Consider the following 23,818-nt stretch of genomic DNA (forward strand, 5'->3'; position numbering starts at 1 on the left):
AAACGCGCTATCGCGAACCGTGTTAGCATCTCGTCGTGACGAGCCCTTGGAATGACCCGAATATGTCGGACGAAGGAGCGCTCAGACGGGGGGATCCGTCAGGGGGCAGCAACTTCCCGGATTCGGTATCCGACACGATGCGAATTACCGATCTGGCCGCGCCACGAAAGATTCCACCGGGGTCGGGCTGGCGTAAATTCATTTACGCCATCTCATTTAAAAAAATAAATCCGGGCGAATCTCCCCGGGAACGGCACTACCGTGATTTGCAGAACCGTATCCGCCGGCATATCCGACGGCAGTATGTGATCACCGTGGTCTCCGGCAAGGGCGGCGTCGGGGTCACGACGCTCGCCGCCTGCCTCGGTGGCGTGTTCCGGGAATGCCGCCCGCAGAACGTGATTGCGATCGACGCCGTCCCCGGCTTCGGCACGCTGGCCGACCGCATCGACGACTCCCCGCCGGGCGACTACACCGCGATCATCAACGACACCGACGTCCAGGGCTATGCCGATATCCGAGAACACCTGGGGCAGAACGCAATCGGTCTCGACGTGCTGGCCGGGAACCGGACCTCCGACCAGCCCAGGCCACTGGTGCCCGCGATGTTCTCCGGGGTGCTGTCGCGGCTGCGGCGCACCCACACGGTGATGATCGTCGACACCTCCCCCGATCTCGAACACGAAGTGATGAAGCCGGTATTGGAGAACACCGACACCCTCGTGTTCGTTTCGGGCATCACCGCGGACCGGTCGCGTCCGGTGCTGCGGGCGGTGGATTACCTGCGGTCGCAGGGCTACCACGAGCTGGTCTCGCGCAGCACCGTGATCGTCAACCACACCGACCAGATCACCGACAAGGACGCGCTGGCTTACCTGACCGAGCGGTTCACCAAGGTCGGGGCGACGGTCGAGGCGCTGCCGTTTGATCCGCACCTCGCCAAAGGCGGCATCATCGATACGGTTCACGAGTTGAAGAAAAAGACGCGGTTGCGCCTCTTCGAAATCACCGCGGGCCTGGCTGACAAATACATTCCGGACGCCGAGCGGGCGGTACCGTGACCTCGCCGCATAAGGTCGCTTTTCCGGCGCGTTGTGCGGTCAACATTTCTTACGAGAAGCATCTCTGTTCCCAAGTTTTCCCCGCCGGAATTCCGATGGAGGGATTCTTCGAGGGAATGGTCGAGCTGTTCGATGCGGACCTGAAGCGCAAAGGTTTTGACGGCATTTCGTTGCCGGCGGGCAGCTACGAACTCCACAAGATCAATGGGGTCCGCCTCGATATCAATAAGAGCCTCGACGAGCTGGGCGTCCAGGACGGCGACACCCTGGTGCTGGTGCCCCGGGTCGACGGGGAGTCGTTCGAACCGCAGTACGAGTCGCTGTCGACGGGGCTGGCCGCCATGGGCAAGTGGCTGGGCCGCGACGGCGGCGACCGGATGTTCGCGCCGGTGACGCCGCTGACGGCCGCGCACACCGCGGTCGCGGTCATCGCGATGGCGGTGTCGGTGGTGGTGGCCCTGACGCTGCGGGCCCGGACGTTTACCGACGGCCCGATCCCGGCGGCGGTGGCGGGCGGGATCGGCGTGCTCCTGGTCATCGCGACGCTGGTGGTGCGCAACGGATGGCGGGAGCGGCGCGATCTGTTCAGCGGGTTCGCCTGGCTCGCGGTGGTCTCGCTGGCCACCGCCGGCGCCTGCGCGCCGCCGGGCGTGCTCGGCGCGGCGCACGGGCTGATCGGCGCCGTGGTGGTGATCCTGGGCGCCGTCGCCATCGGGGTGACGGCGCGCAACCGGTGGCAGACCGCGGTGGTCACCTCCGTGGTGACGGTCTGCGGCGTCCTGGCCGTCGTCGCCGCCGTCCGCATGTTCCGCCCCGCCTCCGCGCAGGTGCTGGCGGTCTGTGTGTTGGTCGGATTGCTTGTCCTGGTCCGGATGGCCCCGCTGATCGCGTTGTGGGTGGCCCGGGTCAGGCCGCCGCATTTCGGATCGATCACCGGACGGGACCTGTTCGCCCGGCGCGAGGGGATGCCGGTTGACACCGTGTCTCCGGTCAGCGAGGACGAATCCGAGGATGAGGACAACGAACTCACCGACATCACCGCGCGCGGCGCCGCGATCGCCGCCTCGGCGCGATTGGTCAACGCGGTCCAGGTGGGGCTGTGCGTCGGGGTCTCGATCGTGCTGCCCGCCGCGGTATGGGGCGTGTTGACGCCCGGACGCCCGTGGGCGTGGCTGGCGCTGGTGGTCGCCGGCCTGGTGGTGGGGATCTTCATCACCCAGGGCCGCGGATTCGCCGCCAAATACCAGGCGGTCGCGCTGGTGTGCGGGGCGTCGGCCGCGGTGTGCGCGGGGGTGGTCAAATACGCCGTCGCCGGGGCCCACGACGCGCTGGCGGGTTTGCTGTGGCCGGTGGTGGCGGTGGCGGTATTCGCCGGATTGGGTTTGGCCGCAGCGCTTTTGGTGCCGGCCATGCGGTTCAGACCGTTCATCCGATTGACCGTGGAATGGGTGGAAGTGCTCGCGTTCATCGTCCTGCTGCCGGCGGCGGCGGCCCTGGGAGGGCTCTTCACGTGGATTCGCCACTGAGAACCGCTGCGGCGCTGACCGCCGCCGTGACCCTGGTCGCGTTATCCGCCAATATCCCTGCCGCGCAAGCGATCACACCGCCGTCGGTGGATCCCGCGCTGGTACCACCGGATGGGCCGCCGCATCCCGATCAGCCGATGCGCCGCGCCAACAGCTGCTCGTCGCCGATCACCGTGCGAAACCCCGACGTGGCGCAGATGGCGCCGGGCTTCAACCTGCTCAACATCGCCAAGGCCTGGCAGTACAGCACCGGCAACGGCGTGCCCGTCGCGGTCATCGACACCGGGGTGACGCCGAACCCGCGGCTACCGGTGGTCCCCGGCGGCGACTACATCATGGGTGAGGACGGCCTGACGGACTGCGACGCCCACGGCACCATCGTCAGCTCGATCATCGGCGCTGCGCCGCAAGGGATATTGCCGATGCCGCGCCCGATGCCGACCGCCCCGGCGTTCCCGCCGCCGGCCGGGCCGCCGCCGGTCGCCGGGGCGCCCCCGCCGCCGGTCGAGGTGCCGCCCCCGATGGCGCCGCCGCCCCCGCCGCCGCCCGTGACGATCACCCAGGTCCTTCCGCCGCCGCCACCGCCGCCCCCGCCGCCGGAGGGCGGTGGGGCCACGGCCGCATCGAACGGGCCGGCGGACCCGCAGACCGAGGAAGAGCCCGCGGTGCCGCCGCTTCCCCCGGGAGCCCCCGATGGGGTGGTGGGAGTGGCCCCGCACGCGACGATCATCTCGATCCGGCAATCCTCGCGGGCCTTCGAACCGGTCAACCCCCCGCCGGGGGATCCCAACTCCGACGAGAAGGTCAAGGCCGGCACGCTGAATTCGGTTGCGCGCGCGGTGGTTCACGCCGCGAACATGGGCGCGAAGGTGATCAACATCTCGGTCACCGCCTGCCTGCCCGCGGCGGCCCCGGCCGATCAGCGGGCCCTGGGTGCGGCGCTGTGGTACGCGGCCACCGCGAAGGACGCCGTGATCGTGGCGGCGGCCGGCAACGACGGGGAAGCCGGCTGCAACAACAACCCGATGTATGACCCACTGGATCCGTCGGATCCGCGGGACTGGCATCAGGTCAAGGTCGTCTCGGCGCCGTCGTGGTTCTCCGATTACGTCCTGTCGGTGGGCGCCGTCGACGCCACCGGTGCCGCGCTGGACAAGAGCATGTCGGGTCCCTGGGTCGGCGTCGCCGCACCGGGGACGCACATCATGGGTCTCTCGCCCCAGGGCGGCGGGCCGGTCAACGCATACCCGCCGTCGCGGCCGGGCGAGAAGAACATGCCGTTCTGGGGAACCAGCTTCTCGGCCGCCTACGTCAGCGGCGTCGCGGCGTTGGTGCGCGCGAAGTACCCCGATCTCAGTGCGCACCAGGTGATCAACCGGATCGTGCAGTCGGCCCACAACCCGCCCGCGGGCGTCGACAACAAGGTCGGCTACGGGCTGGTGGACCCGGTCGCCGCGTTGACGTTCAACATCCCGCCGGGTGACCGGCTGCCGCCGGGCGCACAGAGCCGCGTCATCACCCCGGCGGCGCCGCCCCCGCCGCCCGACCACCGGGCGCGCAACATGGCGATCGGATTCCTGGGGGTGGTGGCCGCCGGCGTGCTCGTGCTCGCGATCGCCGCGCGCCTGCGGAGGGCCCGATGAGGCCCAACCTCACCGGGTTCAGCCGCGGCAGCAATCGCCGGGTTGTCGGGGTGTGGGTGGTGTTCGTGCTGGCGCTCGCGAGTTGGCTGCTGGCCGGCTACATCGGCGCCGCGGTCGCCGTGGTGGTGGGCGTCGCGGTCGTGTTCGTGCGCTGGTGGGGCCAGCCGGCGTGGTCGTGGGCGGTGCTGTGGCGGCGCGGCCGGCGTCCGATCGACTGGTCGGCCCCAATCACCGTGGCCAACAACCGATCCGGTGGCGGTGTGCGGGTGCAGGACGGTGTCGCCGTGGTCGCGGTGCAGCTGCTGGGCAGAGCGCATCAGGCCACCATGGTGACCGGATCGGTGACCGTCGAGACCGACAACGTGATCGACGTCGTCGAATTGGTGCCGATGCTGCGTCAAGCCCTCGGTCTGCAGCTCGACTCGATCAGCGTCGTGAGCATCGGGTCCCGGCACGGCACCGTCGGCGACTATCCGCGGGTGTACGACTCGGAGATCGGCACCCCGCCGTACGCGGGCTGGCGCGAAACATGGCTGATCATGCGGCTGGCGGTGCTCGACAACGCTCACACGCTGGTGTGGCGCACAACCGTTGGCGCAGCGGCGATTTCGGTCGCCCAGCGCATCGCGGGCCTACTGCGCTGCGAAGGGTTGCGGGCCAAGGTCGCCACCGCCACCGACTTGGTCGAACTCGATCGCCGGCTCGGCTGGGACGCGGTGTCGGGACCGGTGCAGCGATGGAAAGCCATCCGTGGGGAAGCGGGCTGGCTGAGCACCTATGCGTATCCGCCCCAGGCGATCACGTCGCGCAACCTGTCGCAGGCGTGGACGCTGCGCGCCGACGAGGTCATCCAGAACGTCACGGTGTATCCGGACGCGCAGTGCACCGCGACGATCACCGTGCGCACGCCGACGCCCGCGCCCACGCCGCCCAGCGTGATCCTGCGCCGCCTCAACGGCGAGCAGGCCGCGGCGGCGTCGGCCAACATGTGCGGCCCCCGACCACACCTGCGCGGAATCCGGCGCAGCCCGCTGCCCGCGGAGTTGGTTACCGAGATCGGGCCGTCGGGGGTGCTGATCGGGAAACTCAGCAACGGTGATCGGCTGCTGGTGCCGGTCACCGACGCCGGTGAACTGTCGCGCGTCTTCGTCGCCGCCGACGACCCGATCGCCAAGCGGATCGTGATCCGCACCGCGGGCGCCGGGGAACGCGTCTGCGTGCACACCCGTGACATGTCACGCTGGGTCAGCGTGCGGATGCCGGAGATCAGCGTCGTCAACGGCTCGCGCCCGGCACCGCGCACCACCGTCAGCGTGGTGGAGTACGCCGCGCGGCGGGGCAGGGACAGCAACGGGGGGCCCGACGGCGGGGGCCCCGATATCCGGGACGCCGCGATCTCGCCCACCCCGCGGCCGGCGACGGTGATCACCATCGCTCCCGCGGGCGCCAGGCTCTCCGAGGGGCAGCGCCACGGCTTCGAGGTGATCATCGAGCAAGTCGGTCCCTCGGTGGTGAATGTCAGTGCCGCGGGGAAGAATTGGCTTGCCGAGATGGACATGTTCCGCGCGGAGCACCGCTACGTCAGCCTGGATCCGGTCACCATGTCGGTCGGCACGTAGAAGTTCGGTAACGCGAGTTTGAGGCATAGTTTGATGAGCGCACGTGGTGGCAGCTCGGTCCGGTCCGGGGCGGTTGCCCGCAACCCCGATGACCACGGCCACGGCGCCCGTGATGGGGGATCTGATGGGTGATTTACAAACGGCCCGAAGGCATTTCGACCGGGCCATGGGGATCATGAGCAGGCAGGGCCGGGCGGCGGCCCTGCCGGAGTTCGCCGCCGCCACCGATGCCGACGCGTCGATGGCCGACGCGTGGCTGGGGCGCATCGCGTGCGGCGACAGCGAACTGGCCTCGCTGCGGCATCTCTATGCCACCAGCGAATGGCTGCACCGGGAGACCACACGGATCGGGCAGACGCTGGCCGCCGAGATCCAGCTGGGCCCCTACATCGGCATCACCGTCACCGACGCATCGCAGGTCGGGCTGGCCCTCTCGTCCGCATTGACGATCGCCGGGGAGTACGCCGAGGCCGACAAACTGCTGGCCAACCGCGACCTGCTGGACTCCTGGACCAACTACCAGTGGCACCAGCTGGCCCGCACCTTCCTGATGTACCGGACGCAACGTTGGCCGGACGTCCTGCTGGCGGCCGCCGAGGAGTTGCCTCCGCAGGCGATCGTGATGTCGGCGGTGACGGCCTCGATCTGCGCCTTGGCCGCGCACGCCGCCGCCCACCTCGGGCAGGGCCGGGTCGCGCTGGACTGGCTGGACCGCGTCGACGTGATCGGGCACACCCAGTCGTCGTCCCGTTTCGACGCGGACGTGTTGACCGCCTCGATCGGCCCGGCCGATATCCCGCTGCTCGTCGCCGATCTGGCGTACGTGCGCGGCATGGTGCACCGCCAGCTGCGCGAGGAGGACAAGGCCCAGATCTGGCTGTCCAAGGCCACCATCAACGGGGTCCTCACCGCGGCGGCCAAAGAAGCGCTGGCCGACCCGAACCTGCACCTGGTGGTCACCGACGAAGAGACCATCGAAAGCCGCACCGATCGGTGGGACGCGTCGTCGGCCAAGAGCCGCGACGAGCTCGACGACGACGCCACCGCCGACCGGCGGGCCGAGCTGCTGGCCGAGGGGCGCAAGCTGCTGGCCAAGCAGGTGGGGCTGGCCGCCGTCAAGCAGGCCGTCGCGGCGCTGGAAGACCAGCTCGAAGTGCGAATGATGCGCCTCGAGCACGGCCTGCCGGTGGAGGGGCAGACCAACCACATGCTGCTGGTCGGCCCACCCGGTACCGGTAAGACGACCACCGCCGAGGCGCTGGGCAAGATCTACGCCGGCATGGGGATCGTGCGCCACCCCGAGATCCGGGAGGTGCGCCGCTCGGATTTCTGCGGCCACTTCATCGGCGAGTCGGGACCCAAGACCAACGAACTGATCGAAAAGTCGCTCGGCCGAATCATTTTCATGGACGAGTTCTACTCCCTGATCGAGCGCCACCAGGACGGCACGCCCGACATGATCGGCATGGAGGCCGTCAACCAGCTCCTTGTCGCCTTGGAGACGCACCGGTTCGACTTCTGCTTCATCGGCGCGGGCTACGAAGACCAGGTGGACCAATTCCTCACCGTCAACCCGGGTTTGGCCGGCCGGTTCAACCGCAAGCTGCGCTTCGAGTCCTACTCCCCGCCGGAGATCGTCGAGATCGCGAACCGCTACGCGACGCCGCGCGCCAGCCTGCTCGACGACGGCGCCCGCGAGAAGTTCCTGGACGCGGCCACGACCATCCGCAACTACACCACTCCCGGTGGGCGCCACGGCATCGACGCCATGCAGAACGGTCGGTTCGCCCGCAACGTCGTCGAACGTGCCGAGGGCTTCCGCGACACCCGGGTGGTCGCGCAAAAGCGTGCGGGCCAGCCGGTGACGGTCGAGGACCTGCAGATCATCTCCGCCGAGGATATCGAGGCGGCGGTGCGCAGCGTGTGTTCGGACAACCGCGACATGGCCGCCATTGTCTGGTGACCCGCGGGCGTCACGCCGGGTCGAAGCGGAAGACCGCCAGTCGGCCCGCCAGGGCCTCGAATTCGTCGGCGGTCCCGTCGCGCACCATGCCCGAGCGTTTCGCGAACGCCACGCCGACCGGGACCTTGGCGGGGAACTCCCGCAGCACCGGCCGCGCCTCACTCGCGGACAGTTCGACGATGCGCACGCGGCGGGACCGACGCCCCCGGCTGAGGGTCCCGGTGCCGGCCGCCCGGGCGTTCGCCGCCCAGTCGGCGCCGGGATAGCCGGCCACCACATAGAGGCTGCCGTGCAAGTCGAACGGTGTCATCGGCGTGCTGCGCAGTTGACCGGACTTGCGCCCGGGCACGGTGAGCACCATGGCCGGCCCGGTCGGGATGCCCAGCCGCTGGACCGCCATCATGAACTTGTTCATGGGCTTGAGGTAACGCGGGGGACGCGGTTCGGTCATGTCAGGCTCCTTCGTTCTCGCCGGTGAAAACACCGCGGTGCTCGGCGACCCAATGGCTGAAGGCGGTTGCCGGGCGGCCGAGGATCTTCTCGATGTCGTGGGTGACCAGCGCCGGTTTGTCGAGCGACTCGGCGAGCATGGCGATGTAGGCGTCGGCGAATCCGGCGCCGAATCCCAGGCCCAAAAAACGTTGCCGCACAGCGGCCGCGGGAACCTCCAGGTACTGCAGCGGCCGTCCCAGCACGGTGCCGATGACCTCCACCAGCTCGGAGTTGGTGAACGCCTGCGGGCCCGTCAACGGGATCCGCTGTCCGACAAGATCGTCGGTGAGCAACGCCTGCGCCGCCACCGCCGCGATGTCGGTCTCGACGATCGGCGCCGTCGACGCCGCCGCGTAGGGACCCGCGACCACGTCGCCGGCGCGGACTTGCGCGGACCACATGCCGGCGAAATTCGACGCGAACACGCTGGGCCGCAGGCTCACCCAGGGCAGGCCGGAGCCGACGGCGAGTTGTTCGACCTCCCTGTTGCGGTCGCCGCGAAATCGCGACGGTTGACGGGAGATGTCGTCGTCGGCGTTGATTGCGGACAAGGCGACCAGCTTGGAGACGCCGGCGCGCCCGCAGTCGGCCACCACCGCTTCGAGCTGCCCGCCCAGCGCGCGGGAGTTCAGGAAGACCGCGGACGCGCCCCGCAGCGCCTCGGTGGCCGAATCGAACACCTCGACATCGGGGGGAAATCCCGCCGGTCCCGGTTGTCGGGTGACCGCGCGCACGCGCGCTCCGGCGGCACGCAGGTCCGCGACGAGCGGGCGCCCGACGTTACCGGTCGCGCCGGTGACGACGATTGTCATGGGATGGTTCCTTTCGTGGATTTACGCACTGCTGCAAGGACGGGGCAAAAGGTGGGAAAGTTACACCGCGGAGCGCGTAACTTTTTGCCGCAGCAGATCGTCGAAGAGTCATGAACCAGTCGCAGCCAGCCACCGCCCTGGTCGCCGAGGCCTGGCGCCGTCACCGCCCGTATCTGGTCAACCTCGCCTACCAAATGCTGGGCGACATCGGCGACGCGGAAGACGTTGCGCAGGAGGCGTTCCTGCGGCTCTCACGCGCCGAGGTCGACGGCATCGAGGATGTCCGGGGCTGGTTGACGGTGGTGGCGAGCAGGCTCTGCCTCGACCAGGTGCGTTCCGCGCGCGCCCGTTACGAACGCCCCGGCGACATCGAGGAGCAGCCGGCGCGCCGCTCCGACCCGGCCGACCGGATCACCCTCGACGACGAGATCCGCAGCGCGCTGTTGGAGGTCCTGCGCAGGCTCAGCCCCGGTGAGCGGGTCAGCTTCGTGCTGCACGACGTGTTCGGCGTGCCCTTCGACTCGATCTCGCAGACCGTGGGCCGTCCGGTGGGCACCTGCCGCCAGCTGGCCCGAAGGGCGAGGGCCAAATTCGTCGCCGCGCAACCGAATATGAATGAGGTAGCCGCGGCCGACCATCAGCTCGTCACCGAGAAATTCATCACCGCGTGCGCGAACGGCGACCTCGCCGCGCTGGCCGCCGTCCTGGATCCGACGGTCTGGGGTGTGGGCACGATCCTCGCCGATCCGGCGCCCCCACCACAGGTCAACCACGGGCCCGACGCGGTGGCCACGAAGCTGCTGCGCTACCTGTGGCCGGACGTGACGCTGGTCAGCGGTCCGGTTGGGGCGCCGGTGCTGCTGGCCTTCAGCGACCGCCGCCTGTTCGCCGTCATCGTGCTGACGATCCGCGGCGGGCGCATGACCAAGATCGAGGCGATCGCCGACCCGTCGGCGCGGGCGGGGAGCGCTGCCGAGAAGGCTTAGGCCTGTTGGTCTTTCGGCCCGCGGTCGCCAGAGCGGTGGGGACGCGCCGCGAAGTAGCCGGCGATCGTCGCGGTGATCTCGAGGAACTTGCGCCGCGTGGCCGGGGCCATTTCCCGGGCCACGTCGATGACCCCGCCGGGGCGCAGGTGCGGGTCGAACGGCACCTCGATGACCGGCCGCCCGTGGTCGGTGAACTCGCGGGCCAGCAGCGCGCGGGTGCGTTTGTCCGCGTGGCCATCCGAATCGTTGAGCACCACGATGCTGTGCCGCAGCAGCGTCGCCAGGCCCTGATCCGCCAGCCACTCCATGGTCCGCGCGGCGGCGGACGCGCCGTCGGCCCAGGGTGAGGACACCACGATCAGCGCATCGAGATCGCGCAGGACCTCCTGGGTGAGAGGCGCGTCCATCGTCGAACCGCAGTCGATGACCGAGATCGTGAAATGGCGGTCCAGTCGCAGCGCGGCCTCCCGGTAGATCGCGGGATCGAGCACGCGGCGCGGGCCGGAGGCCGGTTCGCCGCCGAGCACGTGCAGGCCCGCGGAATTGCGGCCCAGCCGCGCCACCACGTCGTCGAAGGACCGCAAATTCTTGTCCGCGGTGAGCTCCCAGAACGAGCGCGTCGATCCCGGATCGATGCGGCTGCTGAGCCGCCCGAACGCGGTGTCGGCGTCGATCGCCACGACGTGGTCTTGCCGGCGGAGTTGGGCGAGCAGCGAGCCGACACTGGCGGCCACCGACGTCTTGCCCACCCCGCCCTTGCCCAGCACGCCCACCTTGTAGTTGCCGTGCAGGCGGGTCTGGATGGCCGCCTCGAATTGGGCCTCCTGGAGTTGAGCGGGCGACGGGCCCAGGGTGACCAGGCCGAAGGTGGCGATCCGCAGGACGCGTCGCCAACCGCGGTCGGGGAGTTCCTGCGGTGGCGCCGGCGCGCGGGCCGGCTGCTGCGGCGCCGTGGCGGGCGGTGGCCGGAAGGACGGCGCGGCCGGCGGGGGCGGGGACTGAGGCGCCCAGCTCTGGGGCGGCGAGGACGGGCGGGGCGGCGACGGAGCCGGTGGCCGCGGGGTCGGTGGGGGCCCGTGCGGAGGGGGGCCAGGCGGGCGGGCCGCGGCGTTGCTCGGCCGCTCGGGCTGCAGACGGTCCCGCAGGAATTCGTCGCGCTCGTTCATGGGCTCCTCAGGTGCCGGGCGGTCGATCGCTGCGCCGTGTACGTGATAAGCGCCACGGCCCGGCGTGCGACGCCGGGCGTGACCAATACCGGTCCAGTATCTCCTCACGCGGCCGGTGTGGGAACCCGCAAACTCGGGACGATCCGCCACGAGATCGGCCCGGTGGCGCAGGCGCGGCACTGAACACGCCCGTCCCCGCCCCGCCACCGTCGCCACGGGACCTGCAAGGCGCTGCCAGCAAACTGACCGCGCCCGGATGCCCGCGGCGGCGATCGCTGGGCAGAAGGCCCGCGGTGGCGGAAATCACGGGCCCGGACGGGGGCGCTGGACGACCGCCGATCAGCGGCGACGGCGAAATTAACGAGGGTGCCCGCCGACGGTTTAGACTTGACGAAGTTGGCATGTCAGGCGGGTATTGTCATATCGTTTTACGACTTGTCGAGACCGGTTCCAGGCCACCGTTCAGAGCTGCACGGACATCCCGAACAGGATCATCTCCGCCTGGGGCACAGCCTATCGAGACAAGACCGAAGGGGTTTTAGCCCGCAACGTCCGGGTGCGACCTCGTCGGGGCCGCTGCTAACGGCCGCGCAGAACGTTCAGGTGAAGGGTCAGGTGCATATGACGCCCAAGCGCGTCGGGTTATACAACCCCGCGTTCGAGCACGACGCGTGCGGGGTAGCCATGGTCGTCGACATGCACGGCCGCCGCAGTCGCGACATTGTCGACAAGGCAATCACCGCGCTGCTCAACCTCGAACACCGGGGTGCCCAGGGCGCCGAGCCGCGCAGCGGCGACGGCGCCGGCATCATGCTTCAGGTTCCCGACGCCTTCCTGCGTGAAGTCGTGGACTTCGAGTTGCCGCCGGCGGGCAGCTACGCCACCGGCATCGCCTTCTTGCCGCAATCGTCCAAGGACGCCGCGACGGCGTGCGCCGCGGTGGAGAAGATCGCCGAGGCCGAGGGCCTGACCGTGCTGGGCTGGCGCAACGTCCCCACCGACGACTCGTCGCTGGGTGCGCTGTCGCGCGACGCGATGCCCACTTTCCGCCAGGTGTTCATGGCGGGGGCCTCCGACATGACGCTGGAGCGCCGGGCCTACGTGGTCCGCAAGCGCGCCGAGCACGAACTGGGCACCAAGGGCCCCGGCCAGGACGGTCCCGGCCGCGAAACCGTTTACTTCCCGAGCCTTTCGGGTCAGACGCTGGTCTACAAGGGCATGCTGACCACCCCTCAGCTCAAGGCGTTTTACCTTGACCTGCAAGACAATCGGCTGACCAGCGCGCTGGGAATCGTGCACTCCCGGTTCTCCACCAACACTTTTCCGTCGTGGCCGCTGGCCCATCCGTTCCGCCGCGTCGCCCACAACGGTGAGATCAACACCGTCACCGGCAACGAGAACTGGATGCGGGCCCGCGAGGCGCTGATCAAGACCGACGTCTTCGGCTCGGAAGCCGACGTCGAGAAGTTGTTCCCGATCTGCACCCCGGGCGCCTCCGACACGGCGCGCTTCGACGAGGCGCTCGAGCTGCTCCACCTGGGTGGGCGCAGCCTGGCCCACGCCGTGCTGATGATGATCCCCGAGGCGTGGGAGCGCAACGAGTCGATGGACCCGGCGCGCCGCGCGTTCTACCGCTACCACGCCTCGCTGATGGAGCCGTGGGACGGACCGGCGTCGATCACCTTCACCGATGGCACCATCATCGGCGCGGTGCTCGACCGTAATGGCTTGCGCCCCTCGCGGATCTGGGTCACCGAGGACGGCTTGGTGGTGATGGCGTCCGAGGCCGGCGTGCTGGACCTGGACCCGGCCAAGGTGGTTCGCCGGATGCGGCTGCAGCCCGGCCGCATGTTCTTGGTGGACACGGCGCAGGGCCGCATCGTCGCCGACGAGGAGATCAAAGCGGAGCTGGCCGCCGAGCACCCCTATCAGGAGTGGCTGGACAAGAACCTGGTCCCCCTCGACGACCTGCCACAGGGCCACTACAAGCGGATGCCGCACGACCGACTGGTCAAGCGCCAGCAGACCTTTGGCTACACGTACGAGGAACTCAACCTGCTGGTGGCGCCGATGGTGCGCAGCGGCGCCGAGCCGATCGGGTCGATGGGTACCGACACCCCGGTCGCGGTGCTCTCCGAGCGGCCCCGGATGCTCTACGACTACTTCCAGCAGCTCTTCGCGCAGGTGACCAACCCGCCGCTGGACGCCATCCGCGAGGAGGTGGTGACCAGCCTGCAGGGCACCACCGGCGGCGAGCGGGACCTGCTGACCCCGACCGAGCTCTCGTGTCACCAGATCGCCCTGTCCCAGCCGATTCTGCGCAACCGGGAACTGGCGAAGCTGATCAACCTCGACCCGGACGACGAGGTCAACGGCCGCCCGCATGGCATGCGTTCCAAGGTGATTCGCTGCCTGTACCCGGTGGCCGAAGGCGGCGCCGGGCTGGCCGCCGCCCTCGAGGACGTGCGGGCGCAGGCCTCGTCGGCGATCGCCGATGGCGCGCGGGTGATCATCTTGTCCGACCGCGAATCCGACGAACAGCTGGCGCCCATTCCGTCGCTGCTCGCGGTGGCCGGCGTGCACCACCACTTGGTGCGCGACCGGACGCGGACCCACGTCGGCCTGGTGGTGGAGACCGGTGACGCCCGCGAGGTGCACCACATGGCGGCGCTGGTCAGCTTCGGTGCCGCGGCGATCAACCCGTACCTGGCGTTCGAGTCGATCGAGGACATGCTCGACCGGGGCGTCATCGAGGGCATCGACCGCAAGACGGCGCTGAACAACTACATCAAGGCCGCCGGCAAGGGTGTGCTGAAAGTGATGTCCAAGATGGGCATTTCGACGCTGGCCTCCTACACCGGTGCGCAGTTGTTCCAGGCGGTCGGGATTTCTGAGGATGTGCTCAGCGAATACTTCACCGGGTTGAGCTGTCCCATCGGCGGGATCACCATGGACGACATCGCCGCCGACGTCGCCGCCCGCCACGCGCTGGCCTACCTGGACCGCCCGGGCGAACGCGCCCACCGCGAGCTCGAGGTGGGCGGGGAATACCAGTGGCGCCGCGAGGGCGAGTACCACCTGTTCAACCCCGAGACCGTCTTCAAGCTGCAGCACGCCACGCGCACCGGCCAATACAAGGTGTTCAAGGACTACACCCGCCTGGTCGACGACCAAAGCGAGCGCATGGCGTCCCTGCGCGGACTGCTCAAATTCCGCGCCGGCGTGCGGGAACCGATCTCGCTCGACGAGGTGGAGCCCGCCAGCGAAATCGTCAAACGGTTCTCCACCGGGGCGATGAGCTACGGCTCGATCTCCGCGGAGGCGCATGAGACGCTGGCCATCGCGATGAACCGGCTGGGCGGCCGGTCCAACAGCGGCGAGGGCGGCGAGGACGTCAAGCGCTTCGACCGCGACCCCGACGGGGCCTGGCGGCGCAGCGCGATCAAGCAGGTCGCCTCGGGGCGGTTCGGTGTCACATCGCACTACCTGACGAACTGCACCGACATCCAGATCAAGATGGCGCAGGGCGCGAAACCCGGTGAGGGAGGCCAGCTTCCGGGGCACAAGGTGTACCCCTGGGTCGCCGAGGTTCGCCACTCCACCCCCGGCGTCGGCCTGATCTCACCGCCGCCGCACCACGACATCTACTCCATCGAGGACCTGGCGCAGCTGATCCACGATCTCAAGAACGCCAACCCGGCGGCGCGCGTGCACGTCAAGCTGGTCTCCGAGAACGGCGTCGGCACGGTGGCGGCGGGCGTGTCCAAGGCCCACGCCGATGTGGTCCTGATCTCCGGGCACGACGGCGGCACCGGCGCGACCCCGATGACGTCGATGAAGCACGCCGGGGCTCCCTGGGAGCTGGGGCTGGCCGAGACGCAGCAGACGTTGCTGCTCAACGGATTACGCGACCGGATCGTGGTCCAGGTCGACGGCCAGCTCAAGACGGGGCGCGACGTGATGATCGCGGCGCTGCTCGGCGCCGAGGAATTCGGCTTCGCCACCGCGCCGCTGGTGGTGTCCGGTTGCATCATGATGCGGGTCTGCCACCTCGACACCTGCCCCGTCGGCGTGGCCACCCAGAATCCGGTGCTGCGCGAGCGTTTCACCGGCAAGCCGGAATTCGTCGAGAACTTCTTCATGTTCATCGCCGAAGAGGTTCGCGAATACATGGCGCAGTTGGGATTCCGCACCCTCAACGAGGCGGTCGGCCAGGTCAAGGCGCTGGACACCACGCTGGCGCGCGCCCACTGGAAGGCGCACCGGCTCGACCTGGACCCGGTCCTGCACGAGCCGGAATCGGCGTTCATGAACCAGGACCTGTACTGCACCTCGCGTCAGGACCACGGCCTGGACAAGGCGCTCGACCAGCAGTTGATCGTGATGAGCCGTGAGGCACTGGATTCGCAGAAGCCGGTGCGCTTCTCCACCACGATCAGCAACGTCAACCGCACGGTGGGCACCATGCTCGGCCATGAGGTCACCAAAGCCTATGGCGGCCAGGGGTTGCCGGACGGGACCATCGACATCACCTTCGACGGCTCGGCGGGCAACAGCTTTGGTGCGTTTGTGCCGCGCGGCATCACCCTGCGCGTCTACGGCGACGCCAACGACTATGTCGGCAAGGGTCTGTCCGGTGGGCGGATCGTGGTTCGGCCGTCGGACAACGCCCCGCAGGACTACGTGGCCGAGGACAACATCATCGGCGGCAACGTGATCCTGTTCGGCGCCACCAACGGTGAGGCGTACCTGCGCGGTGTCGTCGGCGAACGGTTCGCGGTGCGCAACTCCGGGGCGCACGCCGTCGTCGAGGGCGTCGGGGACCACGGGTGCGAATACATGACCGGCGGCAAGGTCGTCGTCCTCGGTCGCACCGGCCGGAACTTCGCGGCCGGCATGTCCGGCGGCGTGGCGTACGTCTACGACCCGCACGGCGAATTGCCAGGAAATCTCAACACCGAGATGGTCGAGCTCGAGAGCTTGGATGAAGATGACAACGAGTGGTTGCACGACATGATCCAGGCACACGTGGATGCCACCGATTCCGCTGTGGGTCAACGCATTCTGGGTGACTGGACGGAAGAGCGCCGGCATTTCGCCAAGGTGATGCCGCGGGACTACAAGCGGGTGCTGCAGGCCATCGCCGACGCGGAACGTGACGGCGTGGATGTGGACAAGGCGATCATGGCGGCCGCCCATGGCTGATCCGAGCGGTTTCCTGAAATACACGCACCGGGAGTTGCCGAAGCGCCGGCCGGTCCCGCTGCGGTTGCGCGACTGGCGCGAGGTCTACGAGGAATTCGACAACGAGACCCTGCGCGAGCAGGCGACCCGGTGCATGGACTGCGGTATTCCGTTCTGTCACAACGGGTGTCCGCTGGGCAACCTGATCCCGGAGTGGAACGACCTGGTCCGCAGGGACCAGTGGCGCGCCGCTATCGAACGGCTGCACGCCACCAACAACTTCCCGGACTTCACCGGCCGGCTGTGCCCGGCACCCTGTGAGCCGGCCTGCGTGCTCGGCATCAACCAGGATCCGGTGACGATCAAGCAGATCGAGCTGGAGATCATCGACAAGGCCTTCGACGAGGGCTGGGTGCGGCCGCTGCCGCCGGAGAAGCTGACCGGCAAAAAGGTCGCCGTGGTCGGTTCCGGACCGGCGGGTCTGGCCGCCGCTCAGCAGCTGACCCGCGCCGGCCACAGCGTCACCGTCTTCGAGCGCGCCGATCGTATCGGCGGATTGCTGCGCTACGGCATCCCGGAATTCAAGATGGAAAAGCGTGTCCTCGATCGCCGACTGGACCAAATGCGGGCCGAGGGAACCGAATTCCGGGCGGGCGTCAACGTCGGAGTCGACATCACCGCGGAGCAACTGCGCTCCGACTTCGACGCGGTGGTGCTGGCCGGTGGCGCGACCGCCGGGCGCGATCTGCCCGTTCCCGGCCGGGAGCTGGACGGCATCCACCAGGCGATGGAGTTCCTGCCCTGGGGCAACCGGCAAGCGCTGGACGACCTCGGTGAAAACGAGGTGGATGCCGACGGGCAACCGCCGCTCACCGCCAAAGGCAAGAAGGTCATCATCATCGGCGGCGGTGACACCGGCGCCGACTGCCTGGGCACCGTGCACCGGCAGGGCGCCACCGAGGTGCACCAGTTCGAGATCATGCCGCGCCCGCCCGAGACGCGCGCCCCGTCCACCCCGTGGCCGACCTACCCGCTGATGTACCGGGTCTCCGCCGCGCACGAAGAGGGCGGCGAGCGGGTGTTCTCGGTCAACACCGAGCAGTTCGTCGGCCAGGACGGTCGCGTCAAGGCGCTGAAGGCGCACGAGGTCACCATGCAGGACGGCAAGTTCGTCAAGGTGGAGGGCTCCGATTTCGAACTCGAAGCCGATCTGGTGTTGCTGGCGATGGGGTTCGTCGGACCCGAGAGGGAGGGCCTGCTCACCGAGCTCGGGGTCAAGCTCACCGAGCGCGGCAACGTCGCGCGCGGCGCCGACTTCGAGACCTCGGTTCCGGGCGTCTTCGTAGCCGGGGACATGGGTCGCGGCCAGTCATTGATCGTCTGGGCGATTGCTGAGGGCAGGGCGGCCGCGGCGGCAGCGGACCGGTTCATGATGGGTTCCACCGCGTTGCCGGCGCCCATCAAGCCCACCGCGGTACCGCTTCAGTAGTAACACCAGTCACACCAGAAACACGCTTTGGTTCGTTCGGCGCGTCTCCCGCAGTTTGCCAGACGGCGGGTGTCTAATAATCCTCTGTGAGACCGCTCACAGGGGGGTCACACTGTTTCCCGGATGAACGGACCGATCGCAGGAGTGGTTTTTGTGCATATCCACCCAGTACCCCGGACGCGGATGGGGCGAATGGCCTGGTCATGGTTGCGTCACCCGGTAAAAAGTCGCGAGTTCCCCGCCAAGCACGAGCGGCTGGTCACCGCCCAGGATCTATTGCTCTTCGGCGCGTGAGCGCCCAGCCAGAGCGTCTGCGGGCGTCCACCGGGTTTGCTCAGCGCCCGACTGGCGGATTTTTCGCCTGAGCGCTGCCGGCGGCCCCCCAAATCGGCGCTAACCGTCCAATAATCCCGAATCGCGGATCGCCTCGGCGAGCGGTTCCAGCACGGCGGGATCGTGCGGCGGGGGAAGGTAGACGATCCCGAGGTCGAGCCCTTCGGCCGCGAGTCCGGCCGCGTCCGCGACGACCTTCCCGTAGTCGAGATCCGGCTCGAGGCGCAGGTGCGCCGAGAGGGTGATCTCCTTCGGGTCGCGGCCGATGTCGGCGCAGTGCGAGGCGAGGACGTCACGCTTGTGGGCGAAAACGTCGGGCGGGCCACCGACGAAGTTCCAGTGCTGGGCGTAGCGGGCGGTGATCCGCAGCGTGCGCTTCTCGCCGCTGCCGCCGATGCAGATCGGGGGGTGCGGGCGCTGCGGCCCCTTGGGCTCGTTGCGGGCGCCCTTGAGCTGGTAGAACTTGCCTTGAAAATCGGAGCAGTCGGTGGTCAAAAGGCTGGTCAGCACCTCGCACGCTTCCTCGAAGCGGTCGAAGCGTTCCCTGATGCTGCCGAGCTCGATGCCGTAGGCGCCAGATTCCTCTTCGTTCCACCCGGCGCCGATCCCCAGCTCGAGGCGCCGTTCGAAATGATGTCGAGGGCGGCCGCCATGTTGGCCAGCACCGCGGGGTGGCGGTAGTGGATCCCGGTGACCAGGGTTCCCAGCCGCAATCGTGTGGTGGCCTGCGCCAGCGCCGTCAGCGTCGTCCAGCCCTCCAGGCACGGTCCGCTGCTGTCGGAGAAGATCGGGTAGAAGTGGTCGAACGTCCAGCCCGATTCGTAGACGTCGATGTCGTCGGCCGCCTGCCAGACGGCCAGCATCTGCGCCCAGGCGGTGTTCTGCGGGGAAGTCTTGAACGCGAATCGCATGTCAACGACGTTAGTCGGCCTTTGTGAAGGGCAACTAAACTTGACCGCGCTATGACTTGTCCTTGTTGCTCCCTGGGTATCGACACCAAAATCACGCTGCTGGCAGCGGGCCTGATCTTCCTGCTCGCGCTGGTGCTCGGGATCTGGAAATACCGCGGGATGATGACCTCCGAGAACCATCTCGCGCATCCCTATGTCGATATCGCGCACCGCGCGGCGCTGCTGTATTCGTTCGCGACGCTGCTGCTCGCGGTCTTCGTGCAACTGAGCGCCTGGCCGGTGTGGGTAAACCTGACGGCGGCGGGGGTGGTCGTCTTCTTCTTTGTGGCGGCCATCGCCGCGTACATCACGCACGGGGCCCGGCGCGACACCGTCAACCAATTCGAAAACGCCGACCGGAGCACCGAACTGGCGATGGCCGCGCTGATCGTCGGTGAAATCGGTGGGTTCGGCGTGCTACTCGCCGGGTTCATCGTCGGCCAACTCTTGTGAACGGGGCGGGCACACTGGAGTCATGGATCCGGTAGCGGCCCTGCGGCAGATCGCCTACTACAAGGACCGGAGCCGTCACGACCCCAGACGCGTGATGGCCTACCGCAACGCGGCCGACATCATCGAGGGCCTCGACGATGCGGCGCGCGAGCGTCACGGCCACGCCAACAGCTGGCAGTCGTTGCCGGGCATCGGCCCGAAAACCGCCAAGGTCATCGACCAGGCCTGGTCCGGTCGCGAACCCGACCTGCTGGTCGAATTGCGTTCCACCGCCGAAGATCTCGGTGGCGGTGACATTCGCGCCGCGCTGCGCGGCGATCTGCACCTGCACTCCAACTGGTCGGACGGCTCCGCGCCGATCGAGGAGATGATGGCCGCCGCGGCGGCGCTGGGCCACGAATACTGCGCGCTGACCGACCATTCGCCGCGGCTGACCATCGCCAACGGCCTGTCGCCGGAGCGGTTACGCAAGCAGCTCGAGGTGATCGACCGGCTGCAGGAGAAATTCGCGCCGATGCGCATCCTCACCGGGATCGAGGTCGACATCCTCGACGACGGCAGCCTGGACCAGGAACCCGAACTGCTGGAACGCCTCGACGTCGTGGTCGCCAGCGTGCACTCCAAACTGTCGATGGATTCCGCCGCGATGACCCGGCGCATGCTGCGCGCGGTCGAAAACCCGCACGCCGACGTGCTCGGTCACTGCACCGGGCGGCTGGTGTCCGGAAACCGCGGCATTCGGCCGGAATCCAAGTTCGACACCGAGGCGGTGTTCACGGCCTGCCGCGAGTCCGGCACCGCGGTGGAGATCAACTCCCGTCCCGAGCGGCGCGACCCGCCGACCCGCCTGCTCAACCTGGCGCTGGAGATCGGGTGCGTGTTCAGCATCGACACCGACGCCCATGCGCCCGGCCAGCTGGACTTTCTTGGTTATGGCGCACAGCGCGCCCTGGACGCAGGCGTTCCCCCCGACCGGATCGTGAACACCTGGCCGGCGGACCGGCTGCTGGAGTGGACCGGATCGAACTGACCGCGAGTCGGATATCCCGCGATCAGCGAGTCCCGTGACCGCTATTGGTGCCCGCGGAAATGACTAGTCCCGCAAGGCTTCCCACCGCCGCGAGGGTGCCACCGACGAAGGCCTTGGCCATGTCCCGCTTCGACACCTCGGCGCCGCGGGGAAGCGAGGCCAGCCAGGCGACCGCGTCGTCGCGCTCGTTGTTGCCATACACGCGCATCGGGCACGGCATCCACGCACCGATGCCGCGCGCGGGCGCCCGAATCCACTCGACGTCGCTCACGACAGCACACCCGTCGAGCACGGCCATGTAGCCCACGCCAAGTCGGGTGTCCGCCCACAATGCGCCCGGCGTGATGCGCTCGAAGCCCGGGCCGAAGTGGTAGAGCAGCCGCATCCGGCCCTTCGTCCGGCGCGCCCGGTCGACCAACGGCGCAAACACCCGGTCGTAGTCCTCTGTCGTCACCGTCCCGACGGCCTCCAGGGCTTGAATTCCCGCGGGCACGCTCGCCACTGCTTTCAGCACGAGAACCCCCCATTAATTTGCCTAGTGCAATTATTGCCTAGTGCTAGGATAGGCCCCTGCTCCGCTGACTGGATAGGTACGCGCATGAGAGTCGTCATCGTCGGCGCGGGACTCGCCGGCCTCACCGCGGCGGCCCAGTTGTCGACAGCCGCTCATGACGTGGTCGTCCTCGACGGTCGCGACGAGGTCGGCGGGCGGAGCAGATCCCGGCCCATCGCCGGCGACGTGATCGAGCTTGGCGCCCAGTTCATTTCCGGAAACCACCGGCGGATGCGAAAGCTCGTCACCGACGCCGGATTGCACCTCATCCGCGATCGCTACGCCGCCGGCCTGATCCGGTGGCGCGGCGCGCGCGATCGTTCGGGGCGAGTCATTCCACGCCTCAACCCCACCGAGCTCCTCGTGCTCAAGCGCATCCTCTCCGGACCGCGTGGCCTTCGTGCGCTGTCGGCCGGCGCAGCCTTCGAGTCCCCACGGGCCGAACTCGATTCGCAATCGGTGGCTGATTGGTTCGAGGCGCTCCGATTTTCGGGTTCGACCCGTCACCTCGCGGATTGTCTCGCCGGTGCACTTTTCGGCGGCGCTGACCTCGGCGACGTCTCGCTGTTGGAGTTGGTCGAACTGCTTCGCCGGGAAGGGGGCGCCTACGGATTCATGATCGGAGAGGTAGCTAGGGCCGGCCATATCGCCGAGGGCACGAGTGCGCTCTGCGCTCACCTGCGTGGCCAGCTCACCGGGCGCGCCCACCTCGCAGCAGCGGCGCGCGCCGTCGAGCTGGGCAACGACAGCGTGGCAGTGCACGTCGAGAACGGGGAAGTGATCGAGGCCGACCACGCTGTCATGGCGGTGCCGACGGCTGCGCTGTCTCGCATCGACTTCACCCCGAGTTTGCCGGGACGAATCCGCGAGGCGAACAGCGCCATCCGCTACGGGCAAGCCACCAAGGTCGCCGTCGTCGTCCCACCGCGAAAGCCCATGCAGGCCAAGGCATTCATCGGCGGAAGCACAATGGTCGCCGGCTGGCGGACCCGTCGCGTCCTGTACGGCTTCGCACCGCCCAGCACCGCGAAATGCGACGCCACTGCGCTGGCCGAGGACCTCTGTCGAGGCTTCGGAGTTGAACCCCACACCGTTGAACACGTCGAGGTGGTGTGCTGGCCGCACGACCAATTCACCTGCGGCACCTACGCACACGTGTCGGCCGGTCATTTCACCCACTACCGCCGCTCGTTACCGCATCGTCATGGCCGCGTGCACTTCGCCGGCGCCGAACGCAGCAGCTGGCCGATCTACATGGAAGGCGCCGTGGAAAGCGGCGAACTGGCGGCACGGTCTGTCATGGCAACCACATGACCCAGCCCTGCCAATCAGTCGGGCAGGTGCGGCATCTCGAAGCCCGGATCGCGCCCCAACAACACCGCGGGCGTGAGCGCCGACTTGCCATAGCGCCGGCGGACCCGGTCGATGGCCGCGTCGATGTCGTCGCCGGCCGCGCGGCGGTGCGATTCGCCGAACGGCAGCATCAGCTGCTGGGCGCCGTCGCGGTCGATGCCCGACACCGCGAAGCCCACCAACGTCAGCCCGCGCTGGGCGATCATCGGCGCCGCGCCCGCCACCAGCCGCCGCGCGGCGGCCAGGATGGGCGCCGTGGCCGACGTGGCCCACGGCAGGGTGTGTGACCGGGTCGCGCGGGTGAAGTCGTCGAAGCGCAGCCGCAGCACCACGGTGCGGCCGGTGCGCCCGGCGGCGCGCATGCGGCCGGTGATGCGGTCCACCAAGTTGACCACCACGGCGTCAATCTCGGTGGGGGACATGGTGTTACCGGAGCGCCCCAGCGCCCGCTGGGCGCCGACGGAGCGACGGCGGACGCCGGTGGTGACCCGCCGGCGGTCGATATTGCGCGAGAGCGCATACAGCTGGCGGCCCATCGCGCCGCCCACCATCGAACGCAGCGCCGACTCGCTGAGCTCGGCGACGTCGGCGACGGTCACGATGCCGTGCGCGTGCAGCTTCTCGGCCGTCACCGCGCCCACGCCCCACAGCCGGCGCACCGGCAGCGGGCGCAAAAACGTCAACTCCTGATCGGGCGGCACCAGCAGCAACCCGTCGGGCTTGGCCTCCTGGCTGGCGACCTTGGCGAGGAACTTCGTCCGGGCGATCCCCACGGTGATCGGCAGCCCGACCCGCTCGCGCACGTCGGCGCGCAGCCGTTCGGCGATCGCCACCGGCGTGCCCCTGGCCCGGCGCAGCCCGCCGACGTCGAGGAAGGCCTCGTCGACCGACAGCGCCTCCACGATCGGCGTGCAATCGCGGAACACCTCGAAGACGGCGTCGCTGGCGCGGCTGTAGGCGCTCATCCGTGGGGGCACCACCACGGCGGCCGGGCACAGCCGCCGCGCCTGCGCCCCGCCCATGGCCGTGCGCACGCCGTAGGCCTTGGCCTCGTAGCTCGCGGCCAGGACCACCCCGCCGCCGACGATCACCGGGCGGCCGCGCAGGGTCGGGTCGTCGCGCTGTTCGACGGACGCGTAGAAGGAATCCAGGTCCGCGTGCAGGATGGACGCATCGCACCGCACGAACATATGTTCGCACGAGGG

The 23,818-nt window shown here is 68.8% G+C and carries 16 protein-coding genes and 1 pseudogene; 11 read left to right on the top strand and 6 right to left on the bottom strand.

The window, feature by feature from the left end:
• Positions 1–35 precede the first annotated feature (35 nt).
• From G6N26_RS18590 to eccA2, 5 genes are all read left to right on the top strand, one after another.
• Positions 36–1,061 (top strand): MinD/ParA family ATP-binding protein, encoded by a 1,026-nt coding sequence (locus G6N26_RS18590; RefSeq protein WP_095576326.1) that lies wholly within the window; start codon positions 36–38, stop codon positions 1,059–1,061.
• Positions 1,058–2,587: a type VII secretion integral membrane protein EccD gene (eccD, locus tag G6N26_RS18595; RefSeq protein ID WP_082991430.1), complete on the top strand. Its 1,530-nt coding sequence runs from the start codon at positions 1,058–1,060 to the stop codon at positions 2,585–2,587. Before G6N26_RS18590 ends, eccD begins: the two co-directional genes overlap by 4 nt.
• Positions 2,572–4,230 (top strand): type VII secretion-associated serine protease mycosin, encoded by a 1,659-nt coding sequence (gene mycP, locus G6N26_RS18600; protein ID WP_095576327.1) that lies wholly within the window; start codon positions 2,572–2,574, stop codon positions 4,228–4,230. The genes eccD and mycP overlap by 16 nt, the downstream gene beginning before the upstream one ends.
• Positions 4,227–5,849 (top strand): type VII secretion protein EccE, encoded by a 1,623-nt coding sequence (gene eccE, locus G6N26_RS18605; RefSeq protein WP_083020578.1) that lies wholly within the window; start codon positions 4,227–4,229, stop codon positions 5,847–5,849. Before mycP ends, eccE begins: the two co-directional genes overlap by 4 nt.
• Before the next feature lie 112 nt (positions 5,850–5,961).
• A complete protein-coding gene (gene eccA2 / locus G6N26_RS18610; RefSeq protein ID WP_179960379.1) occupies positions 5,962–7,812 on the top strand; it encodes a type VII secretion system ESX-2 AAA family ATPase EccA2 in 1,851 nt (616 codons plus the stop codon).
• A 10-nt stretch (positions 7,813–7,822) separates the two neighbouring features.
• Here eccA2 and G6N26_RS18615 read toward each other — a convergent pair whose 3' ends face one another.
• Positions 7,823–8,263 (bottom strand): nitroreductase family deazaflavin-dependent oxidoreductase, encoded by a 441-nt coding sequence (locus tag G6N26_RS18615; RefSeq protein ID WP_083020572.1) that lies wholly within the window; start codon positions 8,261–8,263, stop codon positions 7,823–7,825.
• 1 nt (position 8,264) lies between these two features.
• Positions 8,265–9,116 (bottom strand): NAD(P)H-binding protein, encoded by an 852-nt coding sequence (locus G6N26_RS18620; RefSeq protein ID WP_083020570.1) that lies wholly within the window; start codon positions 9,114–9,116, stop codon positions 8,265–8,267.
• A gap of 110 nt (positions 9,117–9,226) precedes the next feature.
• Between G6N26_RS18620 and sigI the strand changes: the two genes are divergently transcribed.
• On the top strand, positions 9,227–10,102 hold the full coding sequence (gene sigI / locus G6N26_RS18625; RefSeq protein WP_083020568.1) for an RNA polymerase sigma factor SigI: 876 nt from the start codon (positions 9,227–9,229) through the stop codon (positions 10,100–10,102).
• Here the strand turns inward: sigI and G6N26_RS18630 are convergent.
• Positions 10,099–11,268: a MinD/ParA family ATP-binding protein gene (locus G6N26_RS18630; RefSeq protein ID WP_163648836.1), complete on the bottom strand. Its 1,170-nt coding sequence runs from the start codon at positions 11,266–11,268 to the stop codon at positions 10,099–10,101. The genes sigI and G6N26_RS18630 overlap by 4 nt on opposite strands.
• A gap of 621 nt (positions 11,269–11,889) precedes the next feature.
• Between G6N26_RS18630 and gltB the strand changes: the two genes are divergently transcribed.
• A complete protein-coding gene (gltB, locus tag G6N26_RS18635; protein ID WP_067173574.1) occupies positions 11,890–16,473 on the top strand; it encodes a glutamate synthase large subunit in 4,584 nt (1,527 codons plus the stop codon).
• Positions 16,466–17,941 (top strand): glutamate synthase subunit beta, encoded by a 1,476-nt coding sequence (locus G6N26_RS18640; protein ID WP_067173571.1) that lies wholly within the window; start codon positions 16,466–16,468, stop codon positions 17,939–17,941. The genes gltB and G6N26_RS18640 overlap by 8 nt, the downstream gene beginning before the upstream one ends.
• Positions 17,942–18,334: 393 nt before the next feature.
• Here the strand turns inward: G6N26_RS18640 and G6N26_RS18645 are convergent.
• Positions 18,335–19,185: pseudogene (locus tag G6N26_RS18645) on the bottom strand (LLM class F420-dependent oxidoreductase).
• A 51-nt stretch (positions 19,186–19,236) separates the two neighbouring features.
• Here G6N26_RS18645 and G6N26_RS18650 point away from each other — a divergent pair.
• Positions 19,237–19,677 (top strand): hypothetical protein, encoded by a 441-nt coding sequence (locus G6N26_RS18650; protein ID WP_067173565.1) that lies wholly within the window; start codon positions 19,237–19,239, stop codon positions 19,675–19,677.
• Positions 19,678–19,699: 22 nt separating this feature from the next.
• A complete protein-coding gene (locus G6N26_RS18655; RefSeq protein WP_083020418.1) occupies positions 19,700–20,707 on the top strand; it encodes a PHP domain-containing protein in 1,008 nt (335 codons plus the stop codon).
• 22 nt (positions 20,708–20,729) lie between these two features.
• On the opposite strand, the gene G6N26_RS18660 is transcribed toward G6N26_RS18655, so the two are convergent.
• Positions 20,730–21,221, bottom strand: a complete 492-nt coding sequence (locus G6N26_RS18660) for a SpoIIAA family protein (protein ID WP_067173559.1) — start codon at positions 21,219–21,221, stop codon at positions 20,730–20,732.
• A gap of 84 nt (positions 21,222–21,305) precedes the next feature.
• On the opposite strand from G6N26_RS18660, the gene G6N26_RS18665 reads away from it, so the two are divergent.
• Positions 21,306–22,574, top strand: a complete 1,269-nt coding sequence (locus tag G6N26_RS18665; protein WP_083020417.1) for a flavin monoamine oxidase family protein — start codon at positions 21,306–21,308, stop codon at positions 22,572–22,574.
• A gap of 14 nt (positions 22,575–22,588) precedes the next feature.
• Here G6N26_RS18665 and dinB read toward each other — a convergent pair whose 3' ends face one another.
• On the bottom strand, positions 22,589–23,803 hold the full coding sequence (gene dinB, locus G6N26_RS18670) for a DNA polymerase IV (RefSeq protein WP_083020416.1): 1,215 nt from the start codon (positions 23,801–23,803) through the stop codon (positions 22,589–22,591).
• Positions 23,804–23,818: the final 15 nt, after the last annotated feature.

Origin of the sequence: Mycobacterium marseillense (assembly GCF_010731675.1) — a bacterium.
Classification (GTDB): domain Bacteria; phylum Actinomycetota; class Actinomycetes; order Mycobacteriales; family Mycobacteriaceae; genus Mycobacterium; species Mycobacterium marseillense.

Bases quoted from the DNA above. Each gene is read 5' to 3' on its own strand.
- G6N26_RS18655 (WP_083020418.1), top strand. From the start codon at position 19,700: ATGGATCCGGTAGCGGCCCTGCGGCAGATCGCCTACTACAAGGACCGG.
- eccA2 (WP_179960379.1), top strand. From the start codon at position 5,962: ATGGGGGATCTGATGGGTGATTTACAAACGGCCCGAAGGCATTTCGAC.
- G6N26_RS18640 (WP_067173571.1), top strand. From the start codon at position 16,466: ATGGCTGATCCGAGCGGTTTCCTGAAATACACGCACCGGGAGTTGCCG.
- G6N26_RS18665 (WP_083020417.1), top strand. From the start codon at position 21,306: ATGAGAGTCGTCATCGTCGGCGCGGGACTCGCCGGCCTCACCGCGGCG.
- sigI (WP_083020568.1), top strand. From the start codon at position 9,227: ATGAACCAGTCGCAGCCAGCCACCGCCCTGGTCGCCGAGGCCTGGCGC.
- dinB (WP_083020416.1), bottom strand. From the start codon at position 23,803: ATGTTCGTGCGGTGCGATGCGTCCATCCTGCACGCGGACCTGGATTCC.
- G6N26_RS18650 (WP_067173565.1), top strand. From the start codon at position 19,237: ATGACTTGTCCTTGTTGCTCCCTGGGTATCGACACCAAAATCACGCTG.
- G6N26_RS18615 (WP_083020572.1), bottom strand. From the start codon at position 8,263: ATGACCGAACCGCGTCCCCCGCGTTACCTCAAGCCCATGAACAAGTTC.
- G6N26_RS18630 (WP_163648836.1), bottom strand. From the start codon at position 11,268: ATGAACGAGCGCGACGAATTCCTGCGGGACCGTCTGCAGCCCGAGCGG.
- eccE (WP_083020578.1), top strand. From the start codon at position 4,227: ATGAGGCCCAACCTCACCGGGTTCAGCCGCGGCAGCAATCGCCGGGTT.
- gltB (WP_067173574.1), top strand. From the start codon at position 11,890: ATGACGCCCAAGCGCGTCGGGTTATACAACCCCGCGTTCGAGCACGAC.
- G6N26_RS18620 (WP_083020570.1), bottom strand. From the start codon at position 9,116: ATGACAATCGTCGTCACCGGCGCGACCGGTAACGTCGGGCGCCCGCTC.